This is a genomic window from Micromonospora sp. CA-240977 (assembly GCF_050942285.1).
Lineage (GTDB): Bacteria > Actinomycetota > Actinomycetes > Mycobacteriales > Micromonosporaceae > Micromonospora.
This window is the reverse complement of record NZ_CP192055.1, coordinates 987272-1013767: the sequence shown is the minus strand read 5'-3', so window position 1 is coordinate 1013767 and position 26496 is coordinate 987272. Positions and strand designations below refer to the sequence as shown.

At 72.3% G+C, this 26496-nt stretch carries 21 protein-coding genes; 7 read left to right on the top strand and 14 right to left on the bottom strand.

Annotated features, from left to right (window positions below; translation table 11 throughout):
* Position 1: 1 nt before the first annotated feature.
* The 4 genes from ACQPWW_RS04870 to ACQPWW_RS04855 all read right to left on the bottom strand — a co-directional run bounded on the left by ACQPWW_RS04870 (position 2) and on the right by ACQPWW_RS04855 (position 7096).
* The gene (locus ACQPWW_RS04870) at positions 2-808 is read right to left on the bottom strand and encodes a hypothetical protein (protein WP_433129530.1); all 807 of its coding nucleotides are present in this window, start codon (positions 806-808) and stop codon (positions 2-4) included.
* Positions 809-874: 66 nt separating this feature from the next.
* Positions 875-4507 carry a transcription-repair coupling factor gene (gene mfd / locus ACQPWW_RS04865; RefSeq protein WP_433129528.1) on the bottom strand — a complete coding sequence of 1211 codons (3633 nt, stop codon included), beginning with the start codon at positions 4505-4507 and terminating at the stop codon, positions 875-877.
* A 133-nt stretch (positions 4508-4640) separates the two neighbouring features.
* Complete coding sequence (locus ACQPWW_RS04860) at positions 4641-5948, bottom strand: S8 family serine peptidase (RefSeq protein ID WP_433129526.1); 1308 nt, start codon at positions 5946-5948, stop codon at positions 4641-4643.
* Between the two features lie 107 nt (positions 5949-6055).
* On the bottom strand, positions 6056-7096 hold the full coding sequence (locus ACQPWW_RS04855; protein WP_433129524.1) for a S66 family peptidase: 1041 nt from the start codon (positions 7094-7096) through the stop codon (positions 6056-6058).
* Positions 7097-7167: 71 nt separating this feature from the next.
* Between ACQPWW_RS04855 and ACQPWW_RS04850 the strand changes: the two genes are divergently transcribed.
* Positions 7168-8241, top strand: a complete 1074-nt coding sequence (locus ACQPWW_RS04850) for a hypothetical protein (RefSeq protein ID WP_433129522.1) — start codon at positions 7168-7170, stop codon at positions 8239-8241.
* Positions 8242-8370: 129 nt separating this feature from the next.
* Positions 8371-11157, top strand: coding sequence for a phosphoenolpyruvate carboxylase (gene ppc / locus ACQPWW_RS04845; RefSeq protein ID WP_433129520.1), 2787 nt, complete (start codon positions 8371-8373; stop codon positions 11155-11157).
* 68 nt (positions 11158-11225) lie between these two features.
* On the opposite strand, the gene ACQPWW_RS04840 is transcribed toward ppc, so the two are convergent.
* Entirely contained in the window at positions 11226-12104 is an 879-nt protein-coding gene (locus ACQPWW_RS04840; RefSeq protein ID WP_433129518.1) for a hypothetical protein, read from the bottom strand.
* 54 nt (positions 12105-12158) lie between these two features.
* On the opposite strand from ACQPWW_RS04840, the gene ACQPWW_RS04835 reads away from it, so the two are divergent.
* Positions 12159-13322 carry a DNA recombination protein RmuC gene (locus ACQPWW_RS04835; protein ID WP_433129516.1) on the top strand — a complete coding sequence of 388 codons (1164 nt, stop codon included), beginning with the start codon at positions 12159-12161 and terminating at the stop codon, positions 13320-13322.
* A gap of 9 nt (positions 13323-13331) precedes the next feature.
* On the opposite strand, the gene ACQPWW_RS04830 is transcribed toward ACQPWW_RS04835, so the two are convergent.
* Complete coding sequence (locus ACQPWW_RS04830) at positions 13332-13766, bottom strand: hypothetical protein (protein WP_433129514.1); 435 nt, start codon at positions 13764-13766, stop codon at positions 13332-13334.
* 40 nt (positions 13767-13806) lie between these two features.
* On the bottom strand, positions 13807-14793 hold the full coding sequence (locus ACQPWW_RS04825; RefSeq protein ID WP_433129512.1) for a 4-hydroxy-3-methylbut-2-enyl diphosphate reductase: 987 nt from the start codon (positions 14791-14793) through the stop codon (positions 13807-13809).
* Between the two features lie 114 nt (positions 14794-14907).
* Here ACQPWW_RS04825 and xseA point away from each other — a divergent pair, with 114 nt between their 5' ends.
* Complete coding sequence (xseA, locus tag ACQPWW_RS04820; RefSeq protein WP_433129510.1) at positions 14908-16122, top strand: exodeoxyribonuclease VII large subunit; 1215 nt, start codon at positions 14908-14910, stop codon at positions 16120-16122.
* A gap of 44 nt (positions 16123-16166) precedes the next feature.
* On the top strand, positions 16167-16388 hold the full coding sequence (locus ACQPWW_RS04815) for an exodeoxyribonuclease VII small subunit (RefSeq protein WP_234584122.1): 222 nt from the start codon (positions 16167-16169) through the stop codon (positions 16386-16388).
* Positions 16389-16431: 43 nt separating this feature from the next.
* Here the strand turns inward: ACQPWW_RS04815 and ACQPWW_RS04810 are convergent, their stop codons facing one another.
* On the bottom strand, positions 16432-17280 hold the full coding sequence (locus ACQPWW_RS04810; protein ID WP_433129508.1) for a hypothetical protein: 849 nt from the start codon (positions 17278-17280) through the stop codon (positions 16432-16434).
* A 162-nt stretch (positions 17281-17442) separates the two neighbouring features.
* Positions 17443-18090: a DUF4245 domain-containing protein gene (locus ACQPWW_RS04805; RefSeq protein WP_433129506.1), complete on the bottom strand. Its 648-nt coding sequence runs from the start codon at positions 18088-18090 to the stop codon at positions 17443-17445.
* A 159-nt stretch (positions 18091-18249) separates the two neighbouring features.
* Between ACQPWW_RS04805 and glpX the strand changes: the two genes are divergently transcribed.
* Both glpX and ACQPWW_RS04795 read left to right on the top strand, forming a co-directional pair.
* Positions 18250-19281, top strand: a complete 1032-nt coding sequence (gene glpX / locus ACQPWW_RS04800) for a class II fructose-bisphosphatase (RefSeq protein WP_357802137.1) — start codon at positions 18250-18252, stop codon at positions 19279-19281.
* Between the two features lie 8 nt (positions 19282-19289).
* Positions 19290-20282: a DMT family transporter gene (locus ACQPWW_RS04795; RefSeq protein ID WP_433134148.1), complete on the top strand. Its 993-nt coding sequence runs from the start codon at positions 19290-19292 to the stop codon at positions 20280-20282.
* 15 nt (positions 20283-20297) lie between these two features.
* On the opposite strand, the gene ACQPWW_RS04790 is transcribed toward ACQPWW_RS04795, so the two are convergent.
* The 5 genes from ACQPWW_RS04790 to ACQPWW_RS04770 all read right to left on the bottom strand — a co-directional run bounded on the left by ACQPWW_RS04790 (position 20298) and on the right by ACQPWW_RS04770 (position 26277).
* Positions 20298-21998, bottom strand: coding sequence for a hypothetical protein (locus tag ACQPWW_RS04790; RefSeq protein WP_433129504.1), 1701 nt, complete (start codon positions 21996-21998; stop codon positions 20298-20300).
* Positions 21999-22063: 65 nt separating this feature from the next.
* The gene (locus ACQPWW_RS04785; RefSeq protein WP_433129502.1) at positions 22064-23032 is read right to left on the bottom strand and encodes an NAD(P)/FAD-dependent oxidoreductase; all 969 of its coding nucleotides are present in this window, start codon (positions 23030-23032) and stop codon (positions 22064-22066) included.
* A gap of 105 nt (positions 23033-23137) precedes the next feature.
* Positions 23138-23791, bottom strand: a complete 654-nt coding sequence (locus tag ACQPWW_RS04780; RefSeq protein WP_433129500.1) for a rhomboid family intramembrane serine protease — start codon at positions 23789-23791, stop codon at positions 23138-23140.
* A 115-nt stretch (positions 23792-23906) separates the two neighbouring features.
* Positions 23907-24584: a lytic transglycosylase domain-containing protein gene (locus tag ACQPWW_RS04775; RefSeq protein WP_433129498.1), complete on the bottom strand. Its 678-nt coding sequence runs from the start codon at positions 24582-24584 to the stop codon at positions 23907-23909.
* Between the two features lie 277 nt (positions 24585-24861).
* Positions 24862-26277 carry a PhoH family protein gene (locus ACQPWW_RS04770; protein WP_433129496.1) on the bottom strand — a complete coding sequence of 472 codons (1416 nt, stop codon included), beginning with the start codon at positions 26275-26277 and terminating at the stop codon, positions 24862-24864.
* Positions 26278-26496: the final 219 nt, after the last annotated feature.

The window sequence follows — 26496 nt, the reverse complement described above, 5'->3', positions numbered from 1 at the left end:
CTCAGCTGGCCGTGCCCTGGTCCGGCGCTGGGCCCTCGGCACTCGGGGAACCGGTCGACGGCACCGCCTCCGGGGTGGAGATGTCGGTGACCGGGCCGTCCTCGTTGATGTACGGCAGCGAGTAAAGGACAGGCGTCTGGCCCTTGTTCACCAACGACGGCACCCCGACCGCCCGGAAGCGTGGGTTGACCGAGACGTCGACCTGGCTCGCCTCCTCCCCCAGCGCGGAGCCGAGGGCGGTGGCGCTGCGGACGAAACCGCCGTCGCCGAACGCCCGACGGACGTCCGCCAGCGACATTCCGGCGTCGATCGCCCCGACCTTCACCAGAGCGTCGTAGACGGCCATCAGCGAGTCGTCGCTCAGATCGGCCGGCGGAAGCTGCTGGTTGAGCACCGCGGACAGGTCGGCCCACTCACCCCAGAGCTTGGCGTACTCGGTGGTGGCCGGCACCCGCAGGTTCTGTTCGAGCTGCTGCGGGGTGATCTCGTCGGGCACCTGCATGTTCTTCGCCGCCACCACCCGCTTGCCCAGATCCAGGCTGACGAGCAGGTCGACAACATCCTGACGGGTCACCGCCGAGCGCAACTGCTCCGGCGACGGCGTGGCACCCGCCCGGGCCGCCTCCTGCCGGACCACGTCGCCGTATTTCGTCTGCACCTCGGCGTAAATCGCGTCGACCCGTTCCACCGAATAGGTGGTGTCACCCACGTACGCGGCGACGTCCGGCGCGGACCTGCCGCAGGCGGCGAGCGAAAGGACACCCAGGGCCGCGACGCTGGCGGCGGCGATCACACGGCGAGCACGCATGCCCGTCACTCTCTCATGCCCTCGTCCGCGCTGTGACGGCCCCCACCTCACCCGGGCGCCCCCACCTCACCCCGCCGCGACGGCGAGCGGGGCGGGGGCACCGAGCACATCGGAGAGCAACTGCGCGCACCACTGGAGCAGCGCCTGGTCCCGCAACGGCTCACCGCCGACCCGGCGGGTGGACGGGCGAGGCACGCTTACCTGGTCGGTGGCCAGCTTGTAGACGGCGTCCGGGTGGTAGCGCTTGAGCCGCAGCTGCTTCGAATCCGGCAGCGGCAGCGGACCGAACCGGACGTGCTTGCCCTGCATCGACACGTCGGTGAGGCCGTACCGGCGGGCCAGCAGGCGGAACCGGGCCACCTCCACCAGGTTCTGCACCGGAGCCGGCGGCTCGCCGTACCGGTCGGTCATCTCGGCGACCACCTCGCCCAGCCGCTCCTCGTCGCGTGCCTCGGCGAGCTTGCGGTACATCTCCAGGCGCAGCCGTTCCACGCTCACGTAGTCGTGCGGCAGGTGCGCGTCGATCGGCAGGTCGATCTTGACGTCGGGTTCGTCCTCCGCCCGCTCACCCTTGAACGCGGAGACCGCCTCGCCGACCATCCGCACGTACAGGTCGAAGCCGACACCCTCGATGTGCCCGGACTGCTCGCCGCCGAGCAGGTTGCCGGCGCCCCGGATCTCCAGGTCCTTCATCGCCACGTACATGCCGGCGCCCAGCTCGGTGTGCTGGGCGATCGTCGCCAACCGCTCGTGGGCGTGCTCGGTGAGCGGCTTCTCCGGCGGGTAGAGGAAGTACGCGTACGCCCGCTCGCGGCCCCGGCCCACCCGGCCCCGGATCTGGTGCAGCTGGGCCAGGCCGAGCAGGTCGGCCCGCTCCACGATCAGCGTGTTGGCGTTCGGGATGTCGATGCCCGACTCGACGATCGTGGTGCAGACCAGGACGTCGAACTCCTTCTCCCAGAAGCCGACCATGACCTTCTCCAGGGCGTCCTCGCCCATCTGGCCGTGCGCCACCGCGACCCGCGCCTCGGGCACCAGCTCCCGCAGCCGCCGCGCCGCCCGGTCGATCGACTCGACCCGGTTGTGCAGGTAGAAGACCTGCCCGTCGCGCAGCAACTCGCGGTGGATGGACGCCGCCACCTGCCTGTCGTCCTGCGCGCCCACGAAGGTGAGCACCGGGTGCCGCTCCTCCGGCGGGGTGGCGATGGTGGACATCTCCCGGATGCCGGTGATCGCCATCTCCAGGGTCCGCGGGATCGGGGTGGCCGACATGCTCAGCACGTCGACCGAGGCGCGTAGCGTCTTCAGGTGTTCCTTGTGCTCGACACCGAAGCGCTGCTCCTCGTCGACGATCACCAGCCCGAGCTGCTTGAACCGGGTGGCCGTCTGCAACAGCCGGTGGGTGCCGATGACGATGTCGACGGTGCCGTCGGCGACCATCTCCAACGTCCGCTCGGTCTCCTTCGGGGTCTGGAACCTCGACAGCTGCCGGATCTGCACCGGGAACTGGCTCATCCGCTCGGCGAAGGTGTTGTAGTGCTGCTGCACCAGCAGCGTCGTCGGCACCAGCACCGCCACCTGCTTGCCGTCCTGCACCGCCTTGAACGCCGCCCGTACCGCGATCTCGGTCTTGCCGTAGCCGACGTCGCCGCAGATCAGCCGGTCCATCGGGACGGTCTGCTCCATGTCCCGCTTGACCTCGTCGATGGCGGCGAGTTGGTCCGGCGTCTCCTGCCAGGGGAAGGCGTCCTCCAGTTCGCGCTGCCACGGCGTGTCCGGGCCGAACGAGTGGCCCTTGGACGCCTTGCGGGCGGCGTACAGCTGGATGAGCTGCGCGGCGATCTCCCGGACTGCCTTGCGGGCCCGAGCCTTGGACTTCTGCCAGTCCGAGCCGCCCATCTTGTGCAGGGTCGGCTGCTCCCCGCCGACGTAGCGGGAGAGCTGGTCGAGCTGGTCGGTGGGCACGAACAGGCGGTCGCCGGGCTGGCCCCGCTTGCTGGCCGCGTACTCGATCACCAGGTATTCGCGGCTGGCGCCGTTGACGGTGCGCTGCACCAGCTCGACGTAGCGGCCGATGCCGTGCTGCTCGTGCACCACGTGGTCGCCGGCCTTCAACTCCAGCGGGTCGATGGTGTTGCGCCGCCGGCTCGGCATCTTGCGCATGTCCCGCGTCGAGGTGCCGCGACCACCGGTGACGTCATTGCCGGTGAGCAGCACGAAACGGGACGCCTCGTCGACGAACCCGCTGCCCAGCGCGCCACAGGTGACGACCAGCTCGCCGGGGACGGGCGCGGTGGGCACCTCCTCGGTCAACCGTGCGCCGAGGCCGGCGTCGCGCAGCACCTCCACCGCGCGCTGGGCGGGGCCGTGCCCCTCGAAGACCAGCGCGATCGACCAGCCCTCGCCAGCCCAGCGCTTGAGGTCCTCGACCAGCCGCGTGGTCTCACCGTGGTAGAGCGGGGCCGGCTGGGCGGCGAGAGTCACAGCGATGGCGTCGTCCGGGGTGACGACTGCCTGCTCCGGCGCGTCCTCCCAGGGCTGCCGCGTCTCGGTAGCCGTCTCCGCCTCGACGAGACCGAACGGGGACAGCGTCCACCAGGGCTGGCCGAGCTCGCCGGCGGTGGCGCGCACCTCGCCGAGGGTGCGGAAGGCTGCGGCGCCGACGTCCACCGGGGCCTGGCCGCCGACCGCGGCGGCGGCCCAACTGGCCTGTAGGAACTCCTCAGAGGTACGCACCAGGTCGTGCGCGCGCGTGCGGATGCGCTCCGGGTCACACAGCAGGACGTGGGTGCCGGCCGGCATGGCGTCCAGCAGCAGCTCCAGCGAGTCGGGGCCGACAAGCACCGGGGCCAGCGACTCCATCCCCTCCACCGGGATGCCCTCGGCCAGCTTGTCCAGGATCTCGGCCAGCTCCGGGTGCTGCTCGGCGAGCGCGGCGGCCCGCTCGCGGACCGCCGGGGTGAGCAGCAGCTCACGGCAGGGCGGCGCCCAGAGCAGCGGAACCTGCTCGATGGTCCGCTGGTCGGCGACCGCGAAGGTGCGGATCTCCTCCACCTCGTCGCCCCAGAACTCGACCCGGGACGGGTGCTCGTCGGTCGGCGGGAAGACGTCCAGGATGCCGCCGCGTACCGCGAACTCGCCGCGCTTGGTGACCAGGTCGACGCGCGCGTACGCCATGTCGACCAGGCGGTGGGCAACCTCCTCGAGGTCCGCCTCCTCGCCCGCGGCGAGCTGCACCGGCTCCAGGTCGCCGAGCCCCTTGAGCTGCGGCTGGAGCAGCGAACGGACCGGGGCCACGACCACCCGCAGCGGCCCGGTGCCGCCGTGCGCGTCGGTCGACTCCGGGTGCGCCAACCGGCGCAGCACGGCCAGCCGCCGGCCCACCGTGTCCGAGCGTGGGGAGAGCCGTTCGTGCGGCAGCGTCTCCCAGGAGGGGAAGACCACCACCTGATCCGCCGGCAGCAACCCGCCCAACGCGGCAGCCAGGTCGTCGGCCTCGCGGGTGGTGGCGGTCACCGCGAGGACCGGCTTACCCGCGCCCTCGCCGTCGGAGGCGACCGCCGCGACAGCGAACGGGCGCAGTGCCGACGGGGCGGTCAGGTCGAGGCCGTCGACCTGCGCCGCACCGGTACGCGCCAGGTCACGGACCCGGGCGAGGGCCGGGTCGGCGAGGGCTGCGGAGAACAGGCCGGTGAGCATGCGTCATCACTTCCAGGGCGTTCGGCACACGACAGATGCCCCTCGTCCGGCCGGGACGGGGGGTGTACGCCCACCAGCCTATCCCCCGCCGGGACCCCCGTGCCCCATGCTCGCTACCCGCGCCGAGGGTGGCTCACCGCGGCGGCAGGTGACCCTCCGGCGGCGGTGGGACCTGCCCCGGCGGTGGCGCCCAACCGGGGGGCGCCGGCTGGCCCACCGCGGGATGACCGCCCGTCGCCGGTTGGTACGGCGGTGCCCATCCGGGCGGGAGCCCGGCTACCCCGGGAACGGGGCGTCGCCGACGCGACCGGGTCAGCAGGACCACCAGGAGCACGATGCCCACCAGGACGGCGACGAGCACGCCGACGACGATCGCCAGCCGGTCGTAGCGCATGTTCGAGCCGGTGGACTTCGACTTCCAGGGGTCCTGGGGCACCCCCAGCGGGTTGGCGGTGACCGGCGGCACCTCGGCGGTCAGGGCCGCCACCGGGTCGATCACGCCGAAGCCGAGCTGCGGGTCGCGGCCGGGAGCGCCGCGATCGTCGGCGGTCCGGATCAACCGGTTGATCACGCCGTTGGCGTCGAGATCCGGGTAGCGGGCACGGATCAGGGCGACCACCCCGCTGACGATGGCGGCGGCGGAGCTGGTGCCGCCGTCATCGAGCATCCCGTAGCCGCTCTTCAGGAGCGGGTCGGCCACCAGGATGTCCTGCTGCGGCGCGGCGATCACCATCTCGGGTCCCTGGACCGAACCGGTGAAGAAGTCTCCGCCTCGGCTCGTGCCGCCGACCGCGACGGCACCCGCCACGTTGGCTGGCGCCCGCACCGTGACGTGACCGTCGCGGGTGTTCCCCGCCGAGGACACCACCACCGCGTCATGGTCGAGCGCGTACTTGACGGCGCTGTAGTGCTCAAAGGTCATCTCCGCGCCGCTGGCCGAGATGTTGACCACCTTCGCGCCGTTGTCGACGGCCCACCGCACGGCGAACTGCATCGTCCCGTCGGTGAGGTCGCTACCCATCGCGGCCGGATAGATCTTCGCCCCCGGCGCGATGCCGAGATAGCCGCCGGGCGCCTTGCCGGTGCCCACGATCAGCCCCGCCATCGCGGTGCCGTGGGCCTTCTTCCGGTCGGGGTCGGTCCGGCCGTCGGCGGCGGCGTCGTTGCCGACACCGTGACCGGGCAGGATCTGCCCGCGCAGGGCGGGATGGGTGGCGTCAACGCCGGTGTCGACCAGACCGACGATGACTCCCTCGCCAGTGGTGATCCGGTGGGCCTGCGCAATCCGCAGGGTGTCCAGATACCACTGCTGTTTACGCGGCTGCGGTGCGGCGGCGGCCGGCGTCGGCACCGCGACCACGCCGAGTGCCGGCAGCAGGACGGCGCAGAGCAGCCGCGTCAGTCGGTGCGCGGCGGACGGCCGATGGTTGCCACGTTCCATGTGAATCTCCCCCGTTCGATGCGTGACGGGCAGGATGTTCCCACACAGTCACCACCTCGTAGGGCCCCGTCGGAACGCGCCGGCGACCACGAGGTGGGGGACGTTCGTCAGTAGCGGACCGCGATCCGGCGGTCGACGGCGTCGACCAGAATCTCCCCGCCGTACGGGATGATCAACTGCGGGTCGGTGTGACCGAGGTCGACGTCGAAGACCACCACCGCGTCCGGGTTGTACGGGGCCAGGGCCCGGATGATCGCCTCCCGCTGGGCCGCACCCCACGCTGACCGCTCGGGCACCGACAGCGGCGTGTCGAAGTCCCACGCCTTGGGCCGACCGACGATGACGGCCGGGAAGGCGGCGAGCAGCCCCCGCTCCCCCATGTTCCGCACGATCCGGAAGACCTCCTGCGCGCCGGGCATCTCCTGCGAGGTCTCGACGACCAGCACGGACCCGGCCAGCTCGTCGACTGTCGGCACCCGGTCGGTGGCCATCAGCCAGTGCAGGATCTCCAGGTTGCCGCCCCAGGTGCGCCCCCGCACCACCCGTTCCGGTCCCCGCCAGCGCCAGCCCTCGCCGGGCAGCATCTCCGGCTCGTACGCCAGCGTCTCGGGCTCGGTCCACGGGTTCGGCCGGTCACCCCAGGTGGGCGCGGGCGTCAGCGGGTACCAGTCGGAGCTGAACAGGGCGGCGCGCAGCGAGTCGAAGGTCAGCGGGTGTGGGGCGCCCGGCCGGCCGAGGTGCACCAGCACCGACCCGCCGTGGTAGGCGACGATGCCCAGGCGGTAGAGGTGGTTGAGCACGTTTGTGTTGTCGGAGTAGCCGAAGTAGGGCTTCGGGTTGGCCCGCACCACGTCGTCGTCGAGGTGCGGGGTGACCGTGATCAGGTCGCTGCCGCCGACGGTGGCGAGCACGGCGGTGATGCTCGGGTCGGCGAAGGCGGCGGTCAGGTCCCGGGCCCGGTCGCGCGGGTCCGCCCCCATGACCCGGGTGGTCGGATACTCCACCGGCTCCAGTGCGAACTCCTCGCGCAGCCGACGCAGCCCCAACTCGTACACGTGGGGGAAGATCGCCGGCAGGCCGGCGGACGGCGAGACGACGGCGACCCGGTCGCCCGGCCGCGGTTTGGGCGGGTAGCGCAGCGACACCATGATCAGAAGCTAGCCGACCAGCCAAGGGGTTTCCGCCCGGTGGACGGCGAACCGGACCATACGCTGACAACATGGACGAAAACCCGCAGGGCCGAGCCCGGGACTGGGCACCGCGCAGCATCGGGCTGCTCCTCGGCACCCTCGCGCTGGCCACCGCGTTCATCGCCGCCTACGTCGGCGCACTGCACCAACCCACCCCGCGCGACCTGCCGGTCGGCGTCGCCCTCGGCGACCAGCGCGCCCAGGCGACGCTCGCCGCCATCCGAGGCCAGACCACCACCATCACACCGATCCGGTACGACGACGCGCGCGCCGCCGAGGACGGCCTGCTCAGCCGGGCGGTGTACGCGGTGCTCAGCACCGGGCCCGACAACGGCCTGCTCCTCACCGTCGCCAGCGCCTCCGGCCCCTCCGCCACCAGCGCGATCCGGGACGTGCTGACAACCGCCGCCACCCGCAGCGGCACCCCGCTCCAGATCGTGGACGAGGTGCCTGTCACCTCCGCCGACCCGCGCGGGGTGGTGCCCTTCTACCTGAACGTCGGGTACGTGCTCGGCGGCTACCTCGCCTCGACGGTGCTCGGGTTGTCCGTCGGCACCACCCCACGTACGGCACGGCGGGCCGGGCTGCGCATCGCCGCCCTGGCCGTCTACAGCGTGCTGCTCGGCATCGCCGGCGCGGTAGTGGTCGGACCGGTGCTGGACATCTGGCACCACGACGTACCGACGATCGCCGCCATCGGCGCGCTGGCCGTGTTCGCCGCCGCGATGTTCGCCAGCGCCATCCAGGGCTGGCTCGGCGTCGCGGGGACCGCGCTGGTCATCCTGCTCCTGGTGGTGCTCGGCAACCCCGGCTCCGGCGGCATCTACGCGCCCGAGTTCCTGCCCGGCCTGCTGCGCGGCATGCACCGGTGGAACATTCCCGGGCTCGCCAACGACCTGACCAAGGCCGCTGTCTACTTCGGGTGGCGATCGGCGGGCTGGCCGGCGATCGCCCTCACCCTCTGGGCGGTGCTCGGCGCGCTCGGCCTGGTCAGCGCGAGCCTGGTTCGGGGTCGCCGGGCCGCCACCACCGGCCCCGGGTCGGCCCGCCCCGGTCCCGGGGCAGCCTCCGGCGGCCCCGGATCAGCCCGCGACGGTGGCTGAGATCACGCCCGAAAACACCGCCTCGGGGACAGTGGATCACCAGGGGGCCCACCAGACACCCGGTGCGCGCGGATACCATCCAGTAAGTCGGACAGCGCTGTCCTTCGTATCCACGTGAGGGAGCGCACCGTGACTGACCAGCACGACCACGACGGCCCCGACGCCGCACTGCGTGCCGACATCCGCCGGCTCGGCACCCTGCTCGGGCAGACGCTGGCCCGCCAGGAGGGTCGGCCGCTGCTCGACCTCGTCGAGGAGATCCGCGCCCAGGTCCGCACCGACGCTCCGGCGGCCGCCCAACGCCTCGGCGGGCTCGACGTGACCACCGGCACCAAGCTGGCCCGCGCCTTCTCCACCTACTTCCACCTGGCCAACATCACCGAGCAGGTGCACCGGGCACGGGATCTGCGCCGCCGTCGCGCGGTGCAGGGCGGCTGGCTGGACCAGGCCGCCAAGATGATCGCCGAGCGCGGCGTGCCGGCCGAGGAGATCGCCAACGCGGCCCGTCGGCTGGCGGTGCGCCCGGTCTTCACCGCCCACCCGACCGAGGCGGCCCGCCGCTCGATCCTGTCCAAGCTGCGGGCGATCGCCGACGAGTTGGACACCGAGACCGCCAACGCGATCCTCTACGGCGCCAGCGACGAGGGCCCGGCCAACCGCCGGCTGGCCGAGCTGCTGGATCTGATGTGGCAGACCGACGAGCTGCGCCTCGACCGGCCGGACCCGACCGACGAGGCCCGCAACGCCATCTACTACCTGCGTGACCTGTACGCCGAGGCCGCCCCGCAGGTGCTCGACGACCTGGCCGACACGCTGCGCACCCTCGGCGTGGAGACCTCGCCGACGGCCCGGCCGCTGAGCTTCGGCACCTGGATCGGCGGCGACCGCGACGGCAACCCGTTCGTCACCCCGGCGGTCACCCGCGAGGTGCTGACCATCCAGCACGAGCACGGCATCGCGGCCACCGAGAAGGCGATGGACCACCTGATCAACGAGGTCTCGGTCTCCCGCCGGCTGCGCGGGGTGTCGCTGGACCTCTCCGCCAGCCTCGCCGCCGACCTGGACGCCCTGCCCGAGGTGGCGACGCGGTTCCGCCGGGTCAACGCCGAGGAGCCGTACCGGCTCAAGGCGCGCTGCGTGAAGGCGAAGCTCGCCAACACCCGCCAGCGGTTGCGCCAGGGCACCGCGCACGTGCCCGGCCGGGACTACCGGGGCTCCGCCGAGCTGATCGCCGACCTGGACCTGCTGCGCGCCTCGCTGGCCCGCAACTCCGGGCAGCTCACCGCCGTCGGCCGGCTGGCCTCCACCATCCGTACCGTCTCCGCGTTCGGCCTGCACCTGGCCACCATGGACGTCCGGGAGCACGCCGAGGCGCACCACGCGGTGCTCGCCCAGCTCTACGAGGCCGTCGGCGAGGTCTCCGACTATCCGGCGCTGACCCGGCTGGAACGCACCAAGCTGCTTGCCGACGAGCTGACCGGCCGCCGCCCGCTGTCCACGCTCGACACCCCGCTCTCCGAGCCCACCCGCAAGACCTTCGACGTGTTCAGCACGATCCGGGAGGCCCAGGACCGGTTCGGCAACGAGGTGATCGAGTCGTACATCATCTCGATGACAATGGGTGTCGACGACGTGCTGGCCGCTGTGGTGCTGGCCCGCGAGGCCGGCCTCGTGGACGTGCACAGCGGGCGGGCCCGGATCGGGTTCGTGCCGCTGCTGGAGACCCCGGCCGAGCTGAACGCCGGCGGCGAACTCCTCGACGAACTGCTGTCGCTGCCCGCGTACCGGGCCCTGGTGAGCGCCCGAGGCGACGTGCAGGAGGTCATGCTCGGCTACTCCGACTCGAACAAGGAGGCCGGGATCACCACCAGCCAGTGGTCGATCCACCGGGCGCAGCGCGCGCTGCGCGACGTGGCCGCCCGGCACGGGGTGCACCTGCGGCTGTTCCACGGCCGGGGCGGCACGGTCGGGCGCGGCGGCGGGCCGACGCACGAGGCGATCCTGGCTCAGCCGTACGGCACGCTGGACGGCGCGATCAAGGTGACCGAGCAGGGCGAGGTGATCTCCGACAAGTACACCCTGCCGTCCCTGGCCCGGGAGAACCTCGAACTCACCCTCGCCGCGGTGCTCCAGGCCACCCTGCTGCACACCGCGCCACGGCAGCCGGCCGAGATGTTGGAACGCTGGGACGCCACGATGGATGTGGTCTCCGAGTCGGCGTACCGGTCCTACCGCTCGCTCGTCGAGGACCCGGACCTGCCGGCGTACTTCTGGGCGTCCACCCCCACCGAGCTGCTCGGCGCGCTGAACATCGGCTCCCGGCCGGCGAAGCGCCCGAACACCGGCGCGGGCCTGTCCGGCCTGCGGGCCATCCCGTGGGTGTTCGGGTGGACGCAGACGCGGCAGATCGTGCCGGGTTGGTTCGGCGTGGGCTCCGGGCTGGCCGCCGCCCGCGAGGCCGGGCTGGCGGACGTGCTCGCCGAGATGCACCGCAACTGGCACTTCTTCCGCACGTTCCTGTCGAACGTCGAGATGATGGTGACCAAGACCGACCTGAGCATCGCCCGCCGATACGTCGAGACCCTGGTCCCGAAGAAGCTGCACCCGATCTTCGAACAGATCGAGCAGGAGTACGAGCTGACGAAGCGGGAGGTGCTGGCGGTGACCGCCTCGCCCGCCCTGCTGGAAAACTCGCCGGTGCTCCAGCGCACCCTCGCCGTACGGGACACCTACCTGGAGCCGCTGCACCATCTCCAGGTGGCGCTGCTGCGGCAGTACCGGGAGTCCGGCGCGGCCGGACGGGCGGTGGCCACCGCGCCGGGCGGCCGACGCGCGCCGAGCGACGGCACCGCCCTGGAGCGGGCACTGCTCACCACTGTGAACGGCATCGCCGCCGGGATGCGCAACACCGGCTGATCAGGCGGAACGCACCAGGCCCCGGTCGCTGCGACCGGGGCCTGGTGCGTCAGAGCGCGGAACGACTGTCAGAAGTCGCCGCCACCGAAATCGCCGCCACCGAAGTCCCCACCGCCGAAATCGCCGCCGCCGAAGCCACCCCCGCCGAAATCGCCGCCGCCGAAATCGCCTCCGGCGTAGTCGCCACCGGCGTAGTCCCCGCCGCCGAAGTCCCCACCCTGGTCACCGCCACCGAAGTCCTGGTCGCCACCGTCGCCGCCCTGGTCGCCGCCGTCAGCGCCCTGGTCGACGCCGTCACCGAAGCCCTCCTGGTAGCCGGCGTCATAGCCGTACCCGGGGTCGGCGAAGGCCGGCGAGAACAGCGCGTCGGCGATCAGGATGCCGCCGAGCACACCGGCGCCGGCGCCCAGCGCCGTCTTCCACCACGGCGTCGAATACCAACCGGCCGGCACCGGCCGACCCTGATAACGCCCACCGGGGTAGTAGTAGGGCGTTTCCCGACCGGGTTGCGGGCCGGCCCGGAAGGTCTGCCCCTGCACGTCGACCTCGCGCTCCTTGGTGAGCTGCCCAACGCCGCGCGCGGCGGCGAGCGTCGGCACCTCCGGGCCCGGGTCGATGCCCAGCGCGGTACGCGCCGCCCGGATGTACGCCAGCCCCTCCAGCGCGGTCTCCCGGGCCAGCCCGAACTGGTGCGGCGTACGCGCCTGCTCCAACTGGGAGCCGGCCGCGTTGTACCGCTCACCGGCGTCGGCCAGCGCCTGGCGTACCGCTGGGTCGTCGCCGTGCAGGTTCAGCAACTGGCCGCCGAGGCGCTCGTACCACCGCTGCGCCTCGGCGCGGGCGTCGCCGAGCGCGGTGCGTTGGCGGGCACCGGCCTGGGCGCGGACGAGCGCCGCGGCGCCCAACGCGCCGACCACCACGACGGCGAGGCAGAGCACAAGTTCCATGACAACGAACGTACCCCCGGCCCGCACGTCGTACCGGTCTGGCAAGCTCCGGTGATGGACGTCTCGACGCTGCTCGTCGTGATCGTGTGCCTCGGCGCCGGCGGGGCGGTGGGGTGGCTCGCGGCCCGGTCCCGCTCGGCGGCCGACATCGCCCGCCTCGATGCCACCCTGGCCGCCACCCGGGAGGGCGAGGGCCGGCTGGAGCAGTCGATGCGGGCGTTGAGTTACGAGGCCACCGCGCAGTCCCAGGAGGCGGTGGCCCGCGCGGTCGCGCCGCTGCACGACAGCCTGCGCCGCTACGAGCAGCGGGTGGCCGAGCTGGAGCACGACCGGGTCGACGCGTACGCCGAGCTGCGCGAGCAGGTCCGGTCGATGAACGCGGTCTCCGGTGAGCTGCGCACCGAGACCAAGCAACTGGTGGCCGCGCTGCGGGCGCCGCAGGTGCGGGGCCGGTGGGGCGAGCACCAGTTGCGCCGGATCGTCGAGGCGGCCGGGATGTTGGAGCACTGCGACTTCGCCGAGCAGGTCACCGCCGCCACCGACCACCAGGTCGTCCGACCGGATCTGGTGGTCCGGCTGCACGGCGGGCGATCGGTGGTGGTGGACGCCAAGGCGCCGTTCGACGCGTACCTGACGGCCATGGAGGCCCGCGACGAACGTGGTCGCGACACCCACCTCGACGCGCACGCCCGGCACCTGCGGGGGCATGTCGACGCGCTGGCGGCCAAGTCGTACTGGTCGGCGTTCGACAACTCACCGGAGTTCGTGGTGCTGTTCGTTCCCGCCGATCCGTTCCTCGACGTCGCGCTCCAGCGTGACCCGACCCTGCTGGAGCACGCCTTCACCCGCAACGTGGTGCTGGCCACGCCGGCAACGCTCGTCGCTCTGCTCCGCACCGTCGCCTACTCGTGGCGGCAGGAGGCGCTGGCCCGCAACGCGCTGGCGGTGCACACCCTCGCCCGCGAGCTGTACGGCCGGCTCTCCACCCTGGGCGACCACGTGGGCAAGCTCGGGTCGTCGCTGGCCGGGGCGGTGACCGCGTACAACCGGGCGGTCGGCTCGTTGGAGGCCCGGGTGCTGGTCAGCGCGCGCAAGCTCGCCGAGTTGGGCGTGTCGGACGACGAGTTGGCCACGCCCCCGCAGGTCGAGTTGACGCCCCGACAGCCGCAGGCGCCCGAGCTGGCCGATCCGGCCGACGACGAGGTAGCGGCCCGCTAGCGCGGGTGGTCAGGACCGGTTGGCGTTCGACACGACGAACGGGGTGCCCTGCTGGCAGGTGGTCATCATGCCGGGCTCGGCCCGGCCGGTGACCTCCACCCGCGTACCCGGGGTCAGCACGTCCCGCGGGCCCCCGAGCAGCAGGTAACCGTCGAGCAGTACGCAGTTGGGTTCCACACCGCCCTGCACCGTGCCGGTCAGGGTGGTGGCGCGGACCCCCGGGGGCGTGCTCGGGCCGCCCGGCTTCGGGCTCGACGGCCGGGTGGTCGGTGCGGGGTCGACGATCGACGGCGAGCTGGTCGGGTCGGGTGCGGGCGGGCTGGTCGCCGGCTGCGTTTCCGTCGGCGTCGACGTGGGGGTGCCGCCCGGGGCGGCCTCGCCGCCGCAGGCGCTCAACGCCACGCAGACGGTCAGCGCGGTGACGGCGAGCCGAAAGGTCCTCATGCCGGATCTGACGTACGCCGGGTCGGGTTCGTTCCCGTGCTCAGCCGCGCGCCGCCGCGGCCTTCATGTCCCGCTTCAGCTCCTGCGGGAGGGAGAACGTGAGCCGCTCGTTCGCGGTGGTGATCTCCTCGACGTCGGCGAAGCCCCGCGCGGCGAGGTACGCCAGCACCTCCTGGACCAGGTCGTCCGGGACGCTCGCGCCGGAGGTCAGGCCGACCGTGTTGGCCCCCTCCAGCCAGGCGTCGTCGATCTCGTGGGCGAAGTCGACGAGGTGGCCGGCGCGCGCGCCCGCGTCCAGGGCGACCTCGACCAGGCGGACCGAGTTGGAGGAGTTCGTCGAGCCGACCACGATCACCACGTCGCAGTCGGCGGCGATCTCCTTGACCACGTGCTGCCGGTTGGAGGTGGCGTAGCAGATGTCGTCGCTGGGCGGGGACTGCAACAGCGGCAGTCGCTGCTTGAGCCGGGCCACCGTCTCCAGCGTCTCGTCGACCGAGAGCGTGGTCTGGGAGAGCCAGACGACCTTCTCCGGATCACGGACGGTGATCTTGTCGGCGCCGTCCGGCCCGTCGACCAGTTGGATGTGCGCGGGGGCCTCACCGGCGGTGCCGATGACCTCTTCGTGCCCCTCGTGGCCGATGAGCAGAATGTCGTAGTCCTCGGCGGCGAACCGCTTCGCCTCGTGGTGCACCTTGGTGACCAGCGGGCAGGTCGCGTCGATCGCCTTCAGCGAGCGCTGCCGGGCCTGCTCGTAGACCTCGGGAGCGACGCCGTGCGCGGAGAAGATGACGGTGGACCCCTCCGGCACCTCCTCGTTCTCCTCCACGAAGATCGCGCCCTGGGCCTCCAGGGTCTGCACGACGTGCTTGTTGTGCACGATCTGCTTGCGCACGTAGATCGGGGCGCCGTAGAGCTTCAGTGCTTCCTCGACGGTCTGCACCGCGCGGTCGACACCTGCGCAGTAGCCGCGGGGCTTCGCCAGGAGCACGCGCTTGCCGGTCCGGGGAGTCGCCTCAGCCTCAGTCACCCACCCATCGTACGTGCCTCCGGTCGGGGCGGGTGAGCACGAGGTTCGGGTCCGGAACGCGCCGGAGGCGGACGCAAACGCCGTGCGCACCGGGACGGTCCGTAGGGTGGGCGGGTGACCGAGGGGGCGCGGAGCAGCGCGGAGGAGCCCTGGCCGGTGCGGGTGGTCAGCCAGAAGGTGGGGGCATGGATCGCCAAGCTCGGCTGGGTGTGGGTGGACGGGCAGGTGGCGCAGATCAGCCGCCGCCCCGGGGCCAGCACTGTCTTCCTCACCCTGCGTGACCCGTCGGCCGACCTGAGCCTGACCGTCACCACCAACCGGGACGTGCTGGACGCCGGGGCGCCGGAGTTGCGCGAGGGCGCCCGGGTGGTGCTGCACGCCAAGCCGGAGTTCTACGCCGCCCGGGGCACGTTGAGCCTGCGGGCCGACGAGATCCGCCAGGTGGGGCTCGGCGAGCTGCTGGCCCGACTGGAGAAGCTCAAGAAACTGCTCGCCGCCGAAGGGCTCTTCGACCGCGCCCGCAAGCGCCGACTGCCGTTCCTGCCCGGCCGGATCGGGCTCATCACCGGGCGCGCGTCGGCGGCGGAGCGGGACGTGCTGACAAATGCCCGGCGACGCTGGCCGGCGGTGGAGTTCCGCACTGTGAACGTGGCGGTGCAGGGCCCGTCCGCGGTGCCGCAGATCGTCGACGCGCTCAAGGTGCTGGACGCCGACCCGAGCATCGACGTGATCATCATTGCCCGGGGTGGCGGCGGCATCGAGGACCTGCTGCCCTTCTCCGACGAGGCGCTCTGCCGCGCCGTGTTCGGCTGCCGCACCCCGGTGGTCAGCGCGATCGGTCACGAGACGGACGCGCCGCTGATCGACTACGTCGCCGACCTCCGCGCCTCCACCCCTACCGACGCGGCCAAGCGGGTCGTCCCCGACCTCACCGAGGAGGTACGCCTCATCGGTCAGGCCCGGCACCGCCTCGAACGGGCGGTGCGCAACCTGGTCGATCGGGAGACGCACCGGCTCGACGGGTTGCGGTCCCGGCCGGTGCTGGCCCGACCGCAGGTGATGGTGGAGCACCGGGCGACCGAGCTGACCGCGTTGCGCCAGCGGGCCGGCCGCTGCCTGGAACACCGGCTCGTCGCCGCCGACGACGACCTGCGCCACACCCTCGCCCGGCTGCGCGCGCTGTCCCCCGCCGCCACCCTGGACCGGGGGTACGCGATCGTGCAGCGCGCGGACGGCCACGTGGTGCGTGCGGCGGCGGAGGTCGGCAAGGGCGACCCGTTGCGGGTACGGCTGGCCGACGGTGAGCTGGCCGCCACTGTCGACGGCTGAGTGCGACGCGGTGACCTGGCGAGTGGTGTGCTGAGATGGGTGCGATGACTGACGACACGAAGGCCGGGCCGGACGAACGGCTCAGTTACGAGCAGGCCCGCGCCGAGCTGGCCTCGGTGGTCGAGCGGCTGGAGGCCGGCGGCACGTCGCTGGAGGAGTCGCTGGCGCTGTGGGAGCGCGGCGAGGCGCTGGCGGTGATCTGTCAACGCTGGCTGGACGGGGCGCGGGCGCGGATCGACGCCGCCCGGCAGGACCCCGCTTCCTGACCGACGGCCGGTGGGGCGGCCGGAGCCGCCCCACGCGGATACGTCAGTTGAACAGGCTGTACAGCTCGGCCGGCGCTTCGACGACCTGATCCGCCGGCGGCTTCTGCGCGGCGGTGGCGGCGCCGTAGTCGGAGTACGTCATCTTGATCTCCTGGGCGGCGGTCTGCCCGGCGGCCGGCAACTGCAGCACCAGCTCACTGAGCCGGCCCTGCGGGTCGACCTTCGCGGTGAAGGGGACCGTCTTCGCCTGGGTGCCCAGCGCGGCGATCGTGGCGGCGTTCAGCGAGCCCGCCTCGGCCGCCTTTGTCACGTCGATGGTGCCCGCGTAGGCGCCGGTGCCGGTGCTGCGGACCTCGGTGATGCCCTGGGTCAGCACCGCGCTGCCGGCCGGGTCGACCTTGTCGAAGTCGAAGCCGAGGTTGCGGTTGCCCTTGATCCGGGCCTGGTCCAGGTGCTGGTACTTGCCGAGGTTGAGCTGCTTGATGGCGGGCAGGCTGTCGGCGGTGGGGCCGGTCAGCTCCAGTTTCACCCAGCTGTCCGGCTTGAAGTGGATCACGTCGAGCTTCATCGCGAGGTCGGACGAGGGGCCGCCGATGGCGAACTTCATCGCCGCGCTCTGGCTCGGTTGGTGCACCTGGCCCTCGGCCGTCGAGCCGGCCCCCGCCAGGGTGAAGCGGAAGTTGCCGCCGCTGATCTCCTTGGTGGAGTCGAGCAGGGCCTGCTTGGCGTCGCCCGCCACCGGGGCGCCGGACGCGCTCGCCGTGCCGGACGCGCTCACCGTCGGGGTCGCTGTCGATCCGGCGGTGCCGGTGCCACCGTTGGCACAGGCGGCCAGCGCGGGCGTGATCAGGGCGGCGGCTACCAGGCCGGCGCCGAGTCGTCGGACAGTCATACGTGTCTCCCAAGAGGGTCACCCGACGACCGGTACGGCGTCGGAAACCGGGCGACGCGGCAGCACCGTCGGCCGCGTCGCGCGATCCGAGCCGAGCAGCGCGCCCGGATCACTCCCTCTCTGTTCCCTGTCGAAGGGTCGGACAATCGCCCTTCTGTCCGTTCAGTGCAGCGAACCGGCCAACTCGCGTAGTTCGTTGTCCCGGGCGTCGCCGACGACGATCACCGTGCGGGTCGGTTCCAGCAGGACCAGCGCCTGCTGGTTGCCCCGGGCCGCGTAGAGCTGCCAGGTCCGCCCGGCCAGCTCGGTCGGGCCCTGCGGCTGGCCCTGGTCGGTCAGCTCGGCGGGAAGCAGCCGCTCGGCCGGCACACTGCTCTGGATGAGTTGGACGCCCCGCCCCTCGGGTGTGAGATAGCCGATACGCAGGTTCGCGCCGTCCTCGACGGTCTGGTAGCGGGCGCTGACCGTCGACCAGCCGGAGCCGAGCCCCTCCGGCTGGCTCACCGGAAACACGTTCGCCGCCCGGGCCTGCTCGATGGCCGGGGCCGGATCGACAGTCGTGGCCTGGTCACCACCGAGAAAGCCCCGGTAGAACGCCAGCAGCAGCGCGATCGGGATGAGCAGCACCAGCAACGAGATCGCCATGTCCTTCGGCGACCGCTCGGATTTGGCGGGCTGCACCCTCGGCGGTGGCGTCGGGTCATCGCCGGCGGGCTCACCACCGTCTGCGACGGGGACGTCGACCGGCGGCTGACCGTCGGGGGGCGTGCGGTCGGCGGGTACGCGGTCGGCTGGCTGTGCGGGTTCCACCCCCTTATCTTCGCAGCCGCCCGACCGGCGGTATCCAGGCCATCACCGCCCCGCGCCAACGCCCGGTCGGCGATCGTGTGAGGATCAGCGACAGAGCCGGCAGTGGGGACCGCCCCGCCGCCGGTCGTCCCCGCACCGTCGCGAGGAGGAGCAGCCGTCATGACCAACACCAGGACGCGGATCCCACAGGATCTCGACCGAAACCTCGCCCTCGACCTGGTCCGGGTCACCGAGGCCGCCGCGATGGCGGCCGGTCGGTGGGTGGGCCGGGGCGACAAGGAGGGCGGCGACGGCGCGGCTGTCGACGCCATGCGCAAGCTGATCAACTCGATCCAGATGCGTGGCGTTGTGGTGATCGGCGAGGGCGAGAAGGACAACGCCCCGATGCTCTTCAACGGCGAACACGTCGGCGACGGCACCGGCCCGGAGGTGGACGTCGCCGTCGACCCGGTCGACGGCACCACCCTGATGAGCAAGGGCATGCCGAACGCCGTCGCGGTGCTCGCCGTCTCCGAGCGGGGTGCGATGTTCGACCCGAGCGCCGTCTTCTACATGGAGAAGCTCGCCGTCGGGCCGGCGTACGCCGACGTGGTGGACATCAACGCCGGGGTGGCCGAGAACCTGCGCCGGATCGCCAAGGTCAAGGGCACCGACGTCTCCGAGGTGACGGTCTGTGTGCTGGACCGGAGCCGCCACGACGACCTTGTCGCACAGATCCGCCGGACCGGGGCGGGTATCCGGTTCATCTCCGACGGCGACATCGCCGGCTCCATCGCGGCCGCGCGGGGCGAGTCGGAGGTCGACGTGCTGATGGGCATCGGGGGCACCCCGGAGGGCATCATCTCCGCGTGCGCCCTGAAGTGCATGGGCGGCGCGATGCAGGCCAAGCTCTGGCCGCGCGACGAGCAGGAACGGGAGAAGGCGCTCGCCGCCGGGCACGACCTGGACCGGGTGCTGGGCACCGATGATCTGGTCACCGGGGACAACTGCTTCTTCGTGGCGACCGGCGTCACCTCCGGAGACCTGCTGCGCGGCGTGCGGTACCGGGCCGGCGGCGCGTACACCCAGTCGATCGTGATGCGGTCGAAGAGCGGCACCATCCGGGTCATCGACTCGTACCACCGGCTGGAGAAGCTGGCGCTCTACTCCGCTGTCGACTTCGACGGTCGTCCGCTGGCCGAGCAGGAGTGACAGTCCCCATCCCGGAAACCCCGCAGGCCCTGTCGGCCGCCCGCCGGATCACCGGCGTCGCGCTGGCGTCCGTCTCCGGGGTCGCGGTGGCGCTGCAGTCCCGCATCAACGGCGAGCTGGGGGTACGCCTGGCCGACGGCTTCGCCGCCGCGGTCGTCTCGTTCGGCATCGGCCTTCTGGTGCTCCTGGTGCTGGTGCCCGCCACCGCGACCGGGCGGCGGGGCCTGGTCGGGGTGCGGCGCGCGCTGGCGACGGGCACGCTGCGACCGTGGCAGTGCCTCGGTGGCATGTGCGGGGCGTTCCTGGTGGCCTCCCAGGGCCTCACCATCGGCACGTTGGGCGTCGCCGTCTTCACCGTGGCAGTGGTCGCCGGCCAGTCCGGCAGCAGCCTCGCCGTGGACCGGGCCGGCATCGGTCCGACCGGCCGACAGCCGGTGACCCGGCAACGACTCGCCGGCGCGGTGCTCACCGTGCTCGCTGTCGGCCTGGCGGTCGGCGACCGGCTCGGTACTCCGGGCACGCTGGCGCTGGCACTGCTGCCGCTGGTCGCCGGGGTGGGCACCGCCTGGCAGCAGGCGGTCAACGGGCGGGTCCGGGCGGCGGCCGACAGCGCGTTGACCGCCACACTCGTCAACTTCGCCGTCGGCACCGTCACCCTGCTCGTCGCGTTCGCCATCGACATCGCGGTACGCGGTTGGCCGACCGGTCACCTGCCGACCGAGCCGTGGCTCTACCTGGGCGGCCCGATCGGCATCGTGTTCATCGCGATCGCCGCCGCGATCGTGCGGTTCACCGGGGTGCTGCTGCTCGGCCTGGCCACCATCGCCGGCCAGATCGTGGGGGCGGTCCTGTTGGACCTGGTGCTGCCCACGGCGGCCTCCCACCCGGGCCTGAACACCCTGCTCGGCGCCGCGCTGACCATGGTGGCGGTGCTGATCGCCGCGTTGGCGCCCCCGGCCCGCGCGCGGACCGGTCCGCGCGCCGAGCAACCCACGCGCTGACCGACCCCCCCGCGCTCACTGTGGCGGGCGTTGCGACGGGTACGGCGGGTCGGGCACCGCCCGAGGGCCCGGCGGGTAGGGACCGGGCGGATAGGGCGGATAGGGCGGGCGCGGCGGGTACCGGTTCCTGAACGCGCGGGCCGGGTCGACAAGCCCGGCGATCCGGATGGCCAACGCCACGCCCGGCAGCGTGCCCAACAGGGCGAGCGGCACCGCGAACCGGGTCTGCGGCGGGGCGCCGTACAGCCAACCGACGAGCGGCAGCGCGGCCAGGAGGGCGGTGAGCAGGAGCCCGGCCAGCGCCCGTCCGATCCACCGGGGCAGTGCCCCCTGGTAGGAGGCTCGGACGATCACTGTCACCGCCGTCGCGGCGCACGCCGGCAGGACGAGGAACAGCACTGCGTTGAACGTCGAGAAGTCGTCGCTGCGCTCCCAGGCCAAGGCCAGCACGATCCCCGCGGCCAGCATCACCCCGCCGCCGGCGACTCCCCACCCGCGTGGACCTCCGCCGCGGCGGATCGCCAGGTGGGCAGCGAGCACAGCGACAGCGACACCGAGGTAGAGCGCGAGCGCGAAGGCGAGCAACACGTCGGTCTGGCGGTCGCCGGGGTCGGCGGGGTCGCCGGGATCGCCGGGGTCGCCCCGATCCAGCACATCCGGATCGTCCCAGCGGGCGTCCGGTATGTCCCGCTGGCTGGGGAAACCGGCCCGCCGCCACACGCCGTCCGAGCCTCGGCGCAGAAAGCCGTCCCGGCCGTTGGCGACGAGCACCTCGTGGCCGCCGTCGGCCACGGGACAGACGACCAGATCCCGGGAAGCGAAGTGCCGGCGAACGTCGCCCGGACTGTCGAACCGGCGGGCGAACGCCTCGCGGCGCGCGTCCGACACCTCCCAGGCCATCCGCCACGTCGCACCGGCGTCGTCACTCTGCTCCACCCGCAGGTGACCGGGGACCACCCGGTAGCACCGCTGCGGCTGGGCCGGCACGCACGCCTGCCGCTGCCCCGCCTCCGGACGGCCCGGACGGGACAACAGCTCTTCCTCGGCCGCCTCGGCGGGTCGCCAGGTGCTCCCCCCATCCGTACTGACCGACCAGTGGCCGTCGGCTGGCTCGGCCGGCCAGGTCCGGCTGTCGTAGCCCGAGCCGATCGAGACCGCCGGCTGGCCGTCGAGCAGCGCGGTGCCCACGGCGTACGGGTAGTGCACGACGCTTGTCGCCGTCACCGCCAGCACCGCCGGCGGCAGCACCACAAGCAGTCGGACCAACCGGGCGGTCCGTTGGCGCACCGGGCGGCGGCGCGACCGGCGCCAACTCCACAGGGCCAGGCCGAGCGCCGGCAGGGTCAGCAGATCGGTCCAGTCGGCCCGGACCAGCGACGGCCCAGCCAGCACGGTCCAGGCCGACGAGGCCAGCTCGGCGGCGTACCCACTGATTTTGACGAGCGCGAACCCGGCGCCCACGGCGGCCAGACCGGCCAGCGCGGCAGCCCGGGCCGGCAGCCGCGGGATCAGGAGGGTCAGCAGCACCGCGACCAGCGGCGGGGCGAGCACCAGACCGGCGACGTCACTCAGCTTGCCGGTCAGCGGGCCGGGAAAGGCCGGCTTCAGCACGTGGTCGTTGACAAGCAGCAGGACCAGGGCGAGCAGGGTGGTCGGGTGGCAGAGCCAGGAGAGGGTCGTCGGTGCGCCGTCGTGCCGTGCCTCGGGGCCCGTCATCCTCTCAGGGTCCGACCGAGGTGTCTCGATCCGGACACGGGTCGGTTCGAGTCCGATACCGACGATCAGCCGGCGTCGGAGGAGTGCCCCGGGAAGAGGTGTGCGCTCGGGTCGATGGCCACTGCCGCGTTGTTGACCGCCGTCGCCGCCTCGCCGAAGCCGGTGGCGATCAGCCGCACCTTGCCCGGATATTCGGTGATGTCGCCCGCGGCGAAGACCCGGGGCAGGTTGGTGGCCATCGCGCTGTCCACCAGGATGTGCCGGCGGTCCAGACGCAGCCCCCACTCGGCGAGCGGGCCCAGGTCGGCGGTGAAGCCCAGCGCGGCGACCACGGTGTCCACCGGCAGCATCTCGGTGGCGCCACCGCGCACCGTCACCTCGGCGGCGGTCACCGCGCCCTCCCCGATCAGCCGGCTGACCTCGGCGTTGACAAGCACCCGCACCGGCAGGGACAGCACGCGGGCGACAGTCGAGGCGTGGGCCCGGAACTTTTCCCGGCGGTGCACCAGGGTCACCGAACGGGCAATTGGTTGCAGCGCCAACGCCCAGTCGAAGGCGGAGTCGCCACCACCGACGATCAGCACGTCGCGGTCGGCCAGCTCGGCCGGCTCGGTGACGAAGTAGACGATCCCGGTGCCGGGAGCCCCGTCGGCGCAGGGCAGCGGCCGCGGACTGAAGCTGCCGAGCCCACCGGTGACCACGACCGCCCCGCAGGCGAGCTGCTCGCCCCCGGCCAGGCCGAGCACCGGGCGGTCGTCGGCGTACGAGAGTTTCTCGGCACGGGTGTTGAGCAGGTACTGGGGTGCGAACGGAGCGGCCTGTGCCACGAGGTTGGCCACCAGGTCCCGGCCCTTGACAGCGGGGAAGCCGGCCACGTCGAGGATCAACTTTTCCGGGTACATGGCGGTGACCTGACCGCCGGGCTCGGGCAGCGCGTCGATCACCGCCACCGACAGACCCCGGAACCCGGCGTAGTACGCGGCGAAGAGACCGGCCGGACCGGCCCCGATCACGGCGACATCGACCTCACGCATGGCGTACCGTCGCTTTCCGCTTACGGATCAACGCTTGCTGATCTCGACCGTAGGCGGGTGGGGGCGGTCCGGCAAGCACGTCTCAGGGGCGCGCCGGGGAATTGGTCAGGGCAGGCTGAGCGTGGACCCGAAGTGGTCCGGCCCGTCCACCGTCGGGCGTCGGCGACGGAACAGGATCGCCGCCACCACCCCGCCGAGCAGGCCGAACAGGTGGCCCTGCCAGGAGATCCGCTCGTCGGTGGGGAGGATGCCGACCAGTTGCCAGCCGTAGAGCAGGCCGACCAACAGGAAGACGGCGAAGTTCCACCAGCTGCGCTCGACGATGCCCCGGGTGAGCAGGATGCCCAGGTAGCCGAAGATGACGCCGCTGGCGCCGACCACCACCGAGTTGGGCGAGCCGGTGAACCAGACGCCGAGCCCGCTGACCAGGATGATGACCAGGGTCGACCAGAGGAAGCGGCGGGCGCCGGCCGCCAGGACGAACGTGCCCAGCAGGATCAGCGGGATGCTGTTGCTGTAGAGGTGGTCGAAGCCGTGGTGCAGGAACGGGGAGAAGAAGACCCCGTCCAACCCTTCGATGCGCTGCGGGATGATGCCGGCGTTGGCGTCCAGGCCGAACGCGAGCCCCTGGTCGACGGCCTCGATGAGGAAGAGGAACGGGACCACCGCGCACATGGCGACGAACGCCCGGCCGAGCGCGGCGTAGAACGCCTCGGTGCCGAACCGGTAGGGGTCGCCGCTTGACGGGTGCAGGCTCACGTGACAACTGCTATCAGCAAAAGCGGCCGGCCGCCACTCGCGTCCCGTCCGAGCCGACCGGCGTACGGGCGACGGCGGGGCGGATGGTCGCCCACCCGACCCGCCGTCGACGTCGTCAGTAGTGGCCGTGGCTCTGGAAGTAACCCCAGGCGCCACAGGGCGAGTTGTACTTGCCCTTGATGTAGCCCAACCCCCAAATGATCTGGGTCGCCGGGTTCGTCCGCCAGTCGGAGGCGACACTGCCCATCTTGCTGCCGGGCAGGGCCTGCGGGATCCCGTACGCGCCGGATGACGAGTTGGCGGCCTTGTGGTTCCAGCCGCTCTCCTTGGTCCAGAGCTTCTCCAGGCAGGGGAACTCGGCGATGCCGAAGCCCTTGCCGATCATCAGGGCGCAACCGGTCTTGCGGTTGCCGCTGAACTCCTCGCAGGACGCCGGGATCGGCCCGTCGTACGGCTTGGCGGGCGCGTTGGCGGCGGCGCGCTCGCGCTTGCGGGACGCCGCTGCGGCCTCGGCCCGGCGGGCTCGTTCGGCGGCTTCCTTCGCGGCCTGCGCCGCCCGCAGCTTGGCCTGGTATTCGGCGGCCCGCTGCTTGGAGAACTGCACCTGGTGGGCGGCCTGCCGCTCGCGCTGGTACGCGAGGTCGGCCTGGTCGACCTCCCGGCTGACCTGCTCGGTCAGCCCCTGTTGCTGGGTTTCCCGGTTCTCGCCCAGGTAGAAGCCACCGGCAACGCCCACGGAGAGCAGCGCGACAGCAGCCGTACGGGCGCCCAACCGGCTCCACAGCCGACTCACGAAGTGGTCCCTTCGTCGGGGGCATGGACGCGGCGCGGCGCGGCCACAGGTGCACCGTCAACCGTGCCACGAGCGCCCCGACCGTCTGCCGGTCGCGCCGACGCACCGACCGCCGCCGATGTCGTCCGTCTCGGGACGAACGATCACCAACGATCCTCGTGGTGCGTGGACGCTCGTGGGACACGATTGCGCACAGTGAGGCTGATGGGAAACCAACCGCACTCTTTGTGATTTGGGCCACACTAAATATGCGGACAAAAGCCCGCAAAAGCACCCGTCAGATCGGGATGTCCTCCAGGAGATCGGTGACCATCGCGGCGATCGGCGACCGTTCCGACCGGCTGAGTGTGACGTGGGCGAAGAGCGGATGGCCCTTGAGCGCCTCGATGACAGCTGTCACCCCGTCGTGCCGGCCGACCCGCAGGTTGTCCCGCTGGGCCACGTCGTGCGTGAGCACCACCCGGGAGCCCTGCCCGATCCGGGACAGCACTGTCAACAGCACCCCGCGCTCCAGCGACTGGGCCTCGTCCACGATCACGTAGGCGTCGTGCAGGCTGCGCCCCCGGATGTGGGTCAGCGGCAGCACCTCCAGGATGCCCCGCGACGTGACCTCCTCCAACACGTTCTCGTGCACCACCGCGCCGAGCGTGTCGAAGACCGCCTGGGCCCACGGCGACATCTTCTCCGACTCCGACCCGGGCAGGTAGCCCAACTCCTGGCCGCCGACGGCGTACAGCGGACGGAACACGATCACCTTCTTGTGCCGGCGGCGCTCCATCACCGCCTCCAGCCCGGCGCAGAGCGCCAACGCCGACTTGCCGGTGCCGGCCCGGCCGCCCAGCGAGACGATCCCGATCGACTCGTCGAGCAGCAGGTCGAGGGCGATGCGCTGCTCGGCGGAGCGGCCGTGCAGACCGAACGCCTCGCGGTCGCCCCGCACCAGCCGAACCGACTTGTCCGGCAGCACCCGACCGAGCGCGGAGCCCCGCCCCGAGTGCAGCACCAGGCCGGTGTGGCAGGGCAGACCGGCCGCCTCATCGACGTCGAGCGTCTCGCCGCCGTACAGCCGACCGATCTGCTCGTCGCTCAGCTCCAGCTCGGACATGCCCGTCCAGGTCGGGTCGCTGGCCTGGCCGTGGCGGTACTCGTCGGCGCGCAGGCCCACCGAGGCCGCCTTGACCCGCAGCGGCATGTCCTTGCTGACCAGGGTCACCTCCCGCCCCTCGGCGGCGAGGTTGAGCGCGACGGAGAGGATCCGGGCGTCGTTGCTCTCGGTCCGGAAACCAGGTGGCAGCACGCCGTCGTCGGTGTGGTTGAGCTCCACCCGCAGGGTGCCGCCGGCGTCGTTGGCGGGCACCGGACGGTCGAGTCGGCCATGCCGGACCCGCAGGTCGTCCAACATCCGCAACGACTGCCTGGCGAACCAGCCCAGCTCCGGATGGTGCCGCTTGCCTTCCAGCTCGGTGATGACCACCAGAGGCAGCACCACCTCGTGCTCCGCGAACCGGTGGAATGCCGCCGGATCGGAGAGCAGCACGGAAGTGTCCAGGACAAAGGCCTGGCCGGCTGGTCGCGGCTCCTTCGGGTCGGCCGGCGCGGCGGCCGCCGTACGGCGGCTCCTGGTGGCGCGGCGGGTCGTGGCAGTCGCGGCCGGGGTCTGGTCGGCACCGGCGGTGGTACGGCGAGTCGTCACAGGCCTGCTCCGACGGATGGGCACCCGCCACCCGTGTTCCGCCTCCTCCGGTGCCCGGGGACACGGGGTCGGATGCGGAACCCCATGCGCGAGGTCGCAGATCCGGGCGGACCGGCTGGCTCGGGAGAACCCCGTGCCATGCCTAGACGCTAGCCCCGCCGGACCCTTCCGGCTAGAGGTCGGACGTGGATCTCCCAAGTCGGGTGTCCGCACACCCGT

Bases quoted from the DNA above. Each gene is read 5' to 3' on its own strand.
- mfd (WP_433129528.1), bottom strand. From the start codon at position 4,507: ATGCTCACCGGCCTGTTCTCCGCAGCCCTCGCCGACCCGGCCCTCGCC.
- ACQPWW_RS04840 (WP_433129518.1), bottom strand. From the start codon at position 12,104: ATGGAACTTGTGCTCTGCCTCGCCGTCGTGGTGGTCGGCGCGTTGGGC.
- ACQPWW_RS04835 (WP_433129516.1), top strand. From the start codon at position 12,159: ATGGACGTCTCGACGCTGCTCGTCGTGATCGTGTGCCTCGGCGCCGGC.
- ACQPWW_RS04855 (WP_433129524.1), bottom strand. From the start codon at position 7,096: ATGGTGTCGCTGCGCTACCCGCCCAAACCGCGGCCGGGCGACCGGGTC.
- ACQPWW_RS04830 (WP_433129514.1), bottom strand. From the start codon at position 13,766: ATGAGGACCTTTCGGCTCGCCGTCACCGCGCTGACCGTCTGCGTGGCG.
- ACQPWW_RS04815 (WP_234584122.1), top strand. From the start codon at position 16,167: ATGACTGACGACACGAAGGCCGGGCCGGACGAACGGCTCAGTTACGAG.
- ACQPWW_RS04850 (WP_433129522.1), top strand. From the start codon at position 7,168: ATGGACGAAAACCCGCAGGGCCGAGCCCGGGACTGGGCACCGCGCAGC.
- ACQPWW_RS04810 (WP_433129508.1), bottom strand. From the start codon at position 17,280: ATGACTGTCCGACGACTCGGCGCCGGCCTGGTAGCCGCCGCCCTGATC.
- ACQPWW_RS04785 (WP_433129502.1), bottom strand. From the start codon at position 23,032: ATGCGTGAGGTCGATGTCGCCGTGATCGGGGCCGGTCCGGCCGGTCTC.
- ACQPWW_RS04860 (WP_433129526.1), bottom strand. From the start codon at position 5,948: ATGGAACGTGGCAACCATCGGCCGTCCGCCGCGCACCGACTGACGCGG.
- glpX (WP_357802137.1), top strand. From the start codon at position 18,250: ATGACCAACACCAGGACGCGGATCCCACAGGATCTCGACCGAAACCTC.
- ACQPWW_RS04870 (WP_433129530.1), bottom strand. From the start codon at position 808: ATGCGTGCTCGCCGTGTGATCGCCGCCGCCAGCGTCGCGGCCCTGGGT.
- ACQPWW_RS04790 (WP_433129504.1), bottom strand. From the start codon at position 21,998: ATGACGGGCCCCGAGGCACGGCACGACGGCGCACCGACGACCCTCTCC.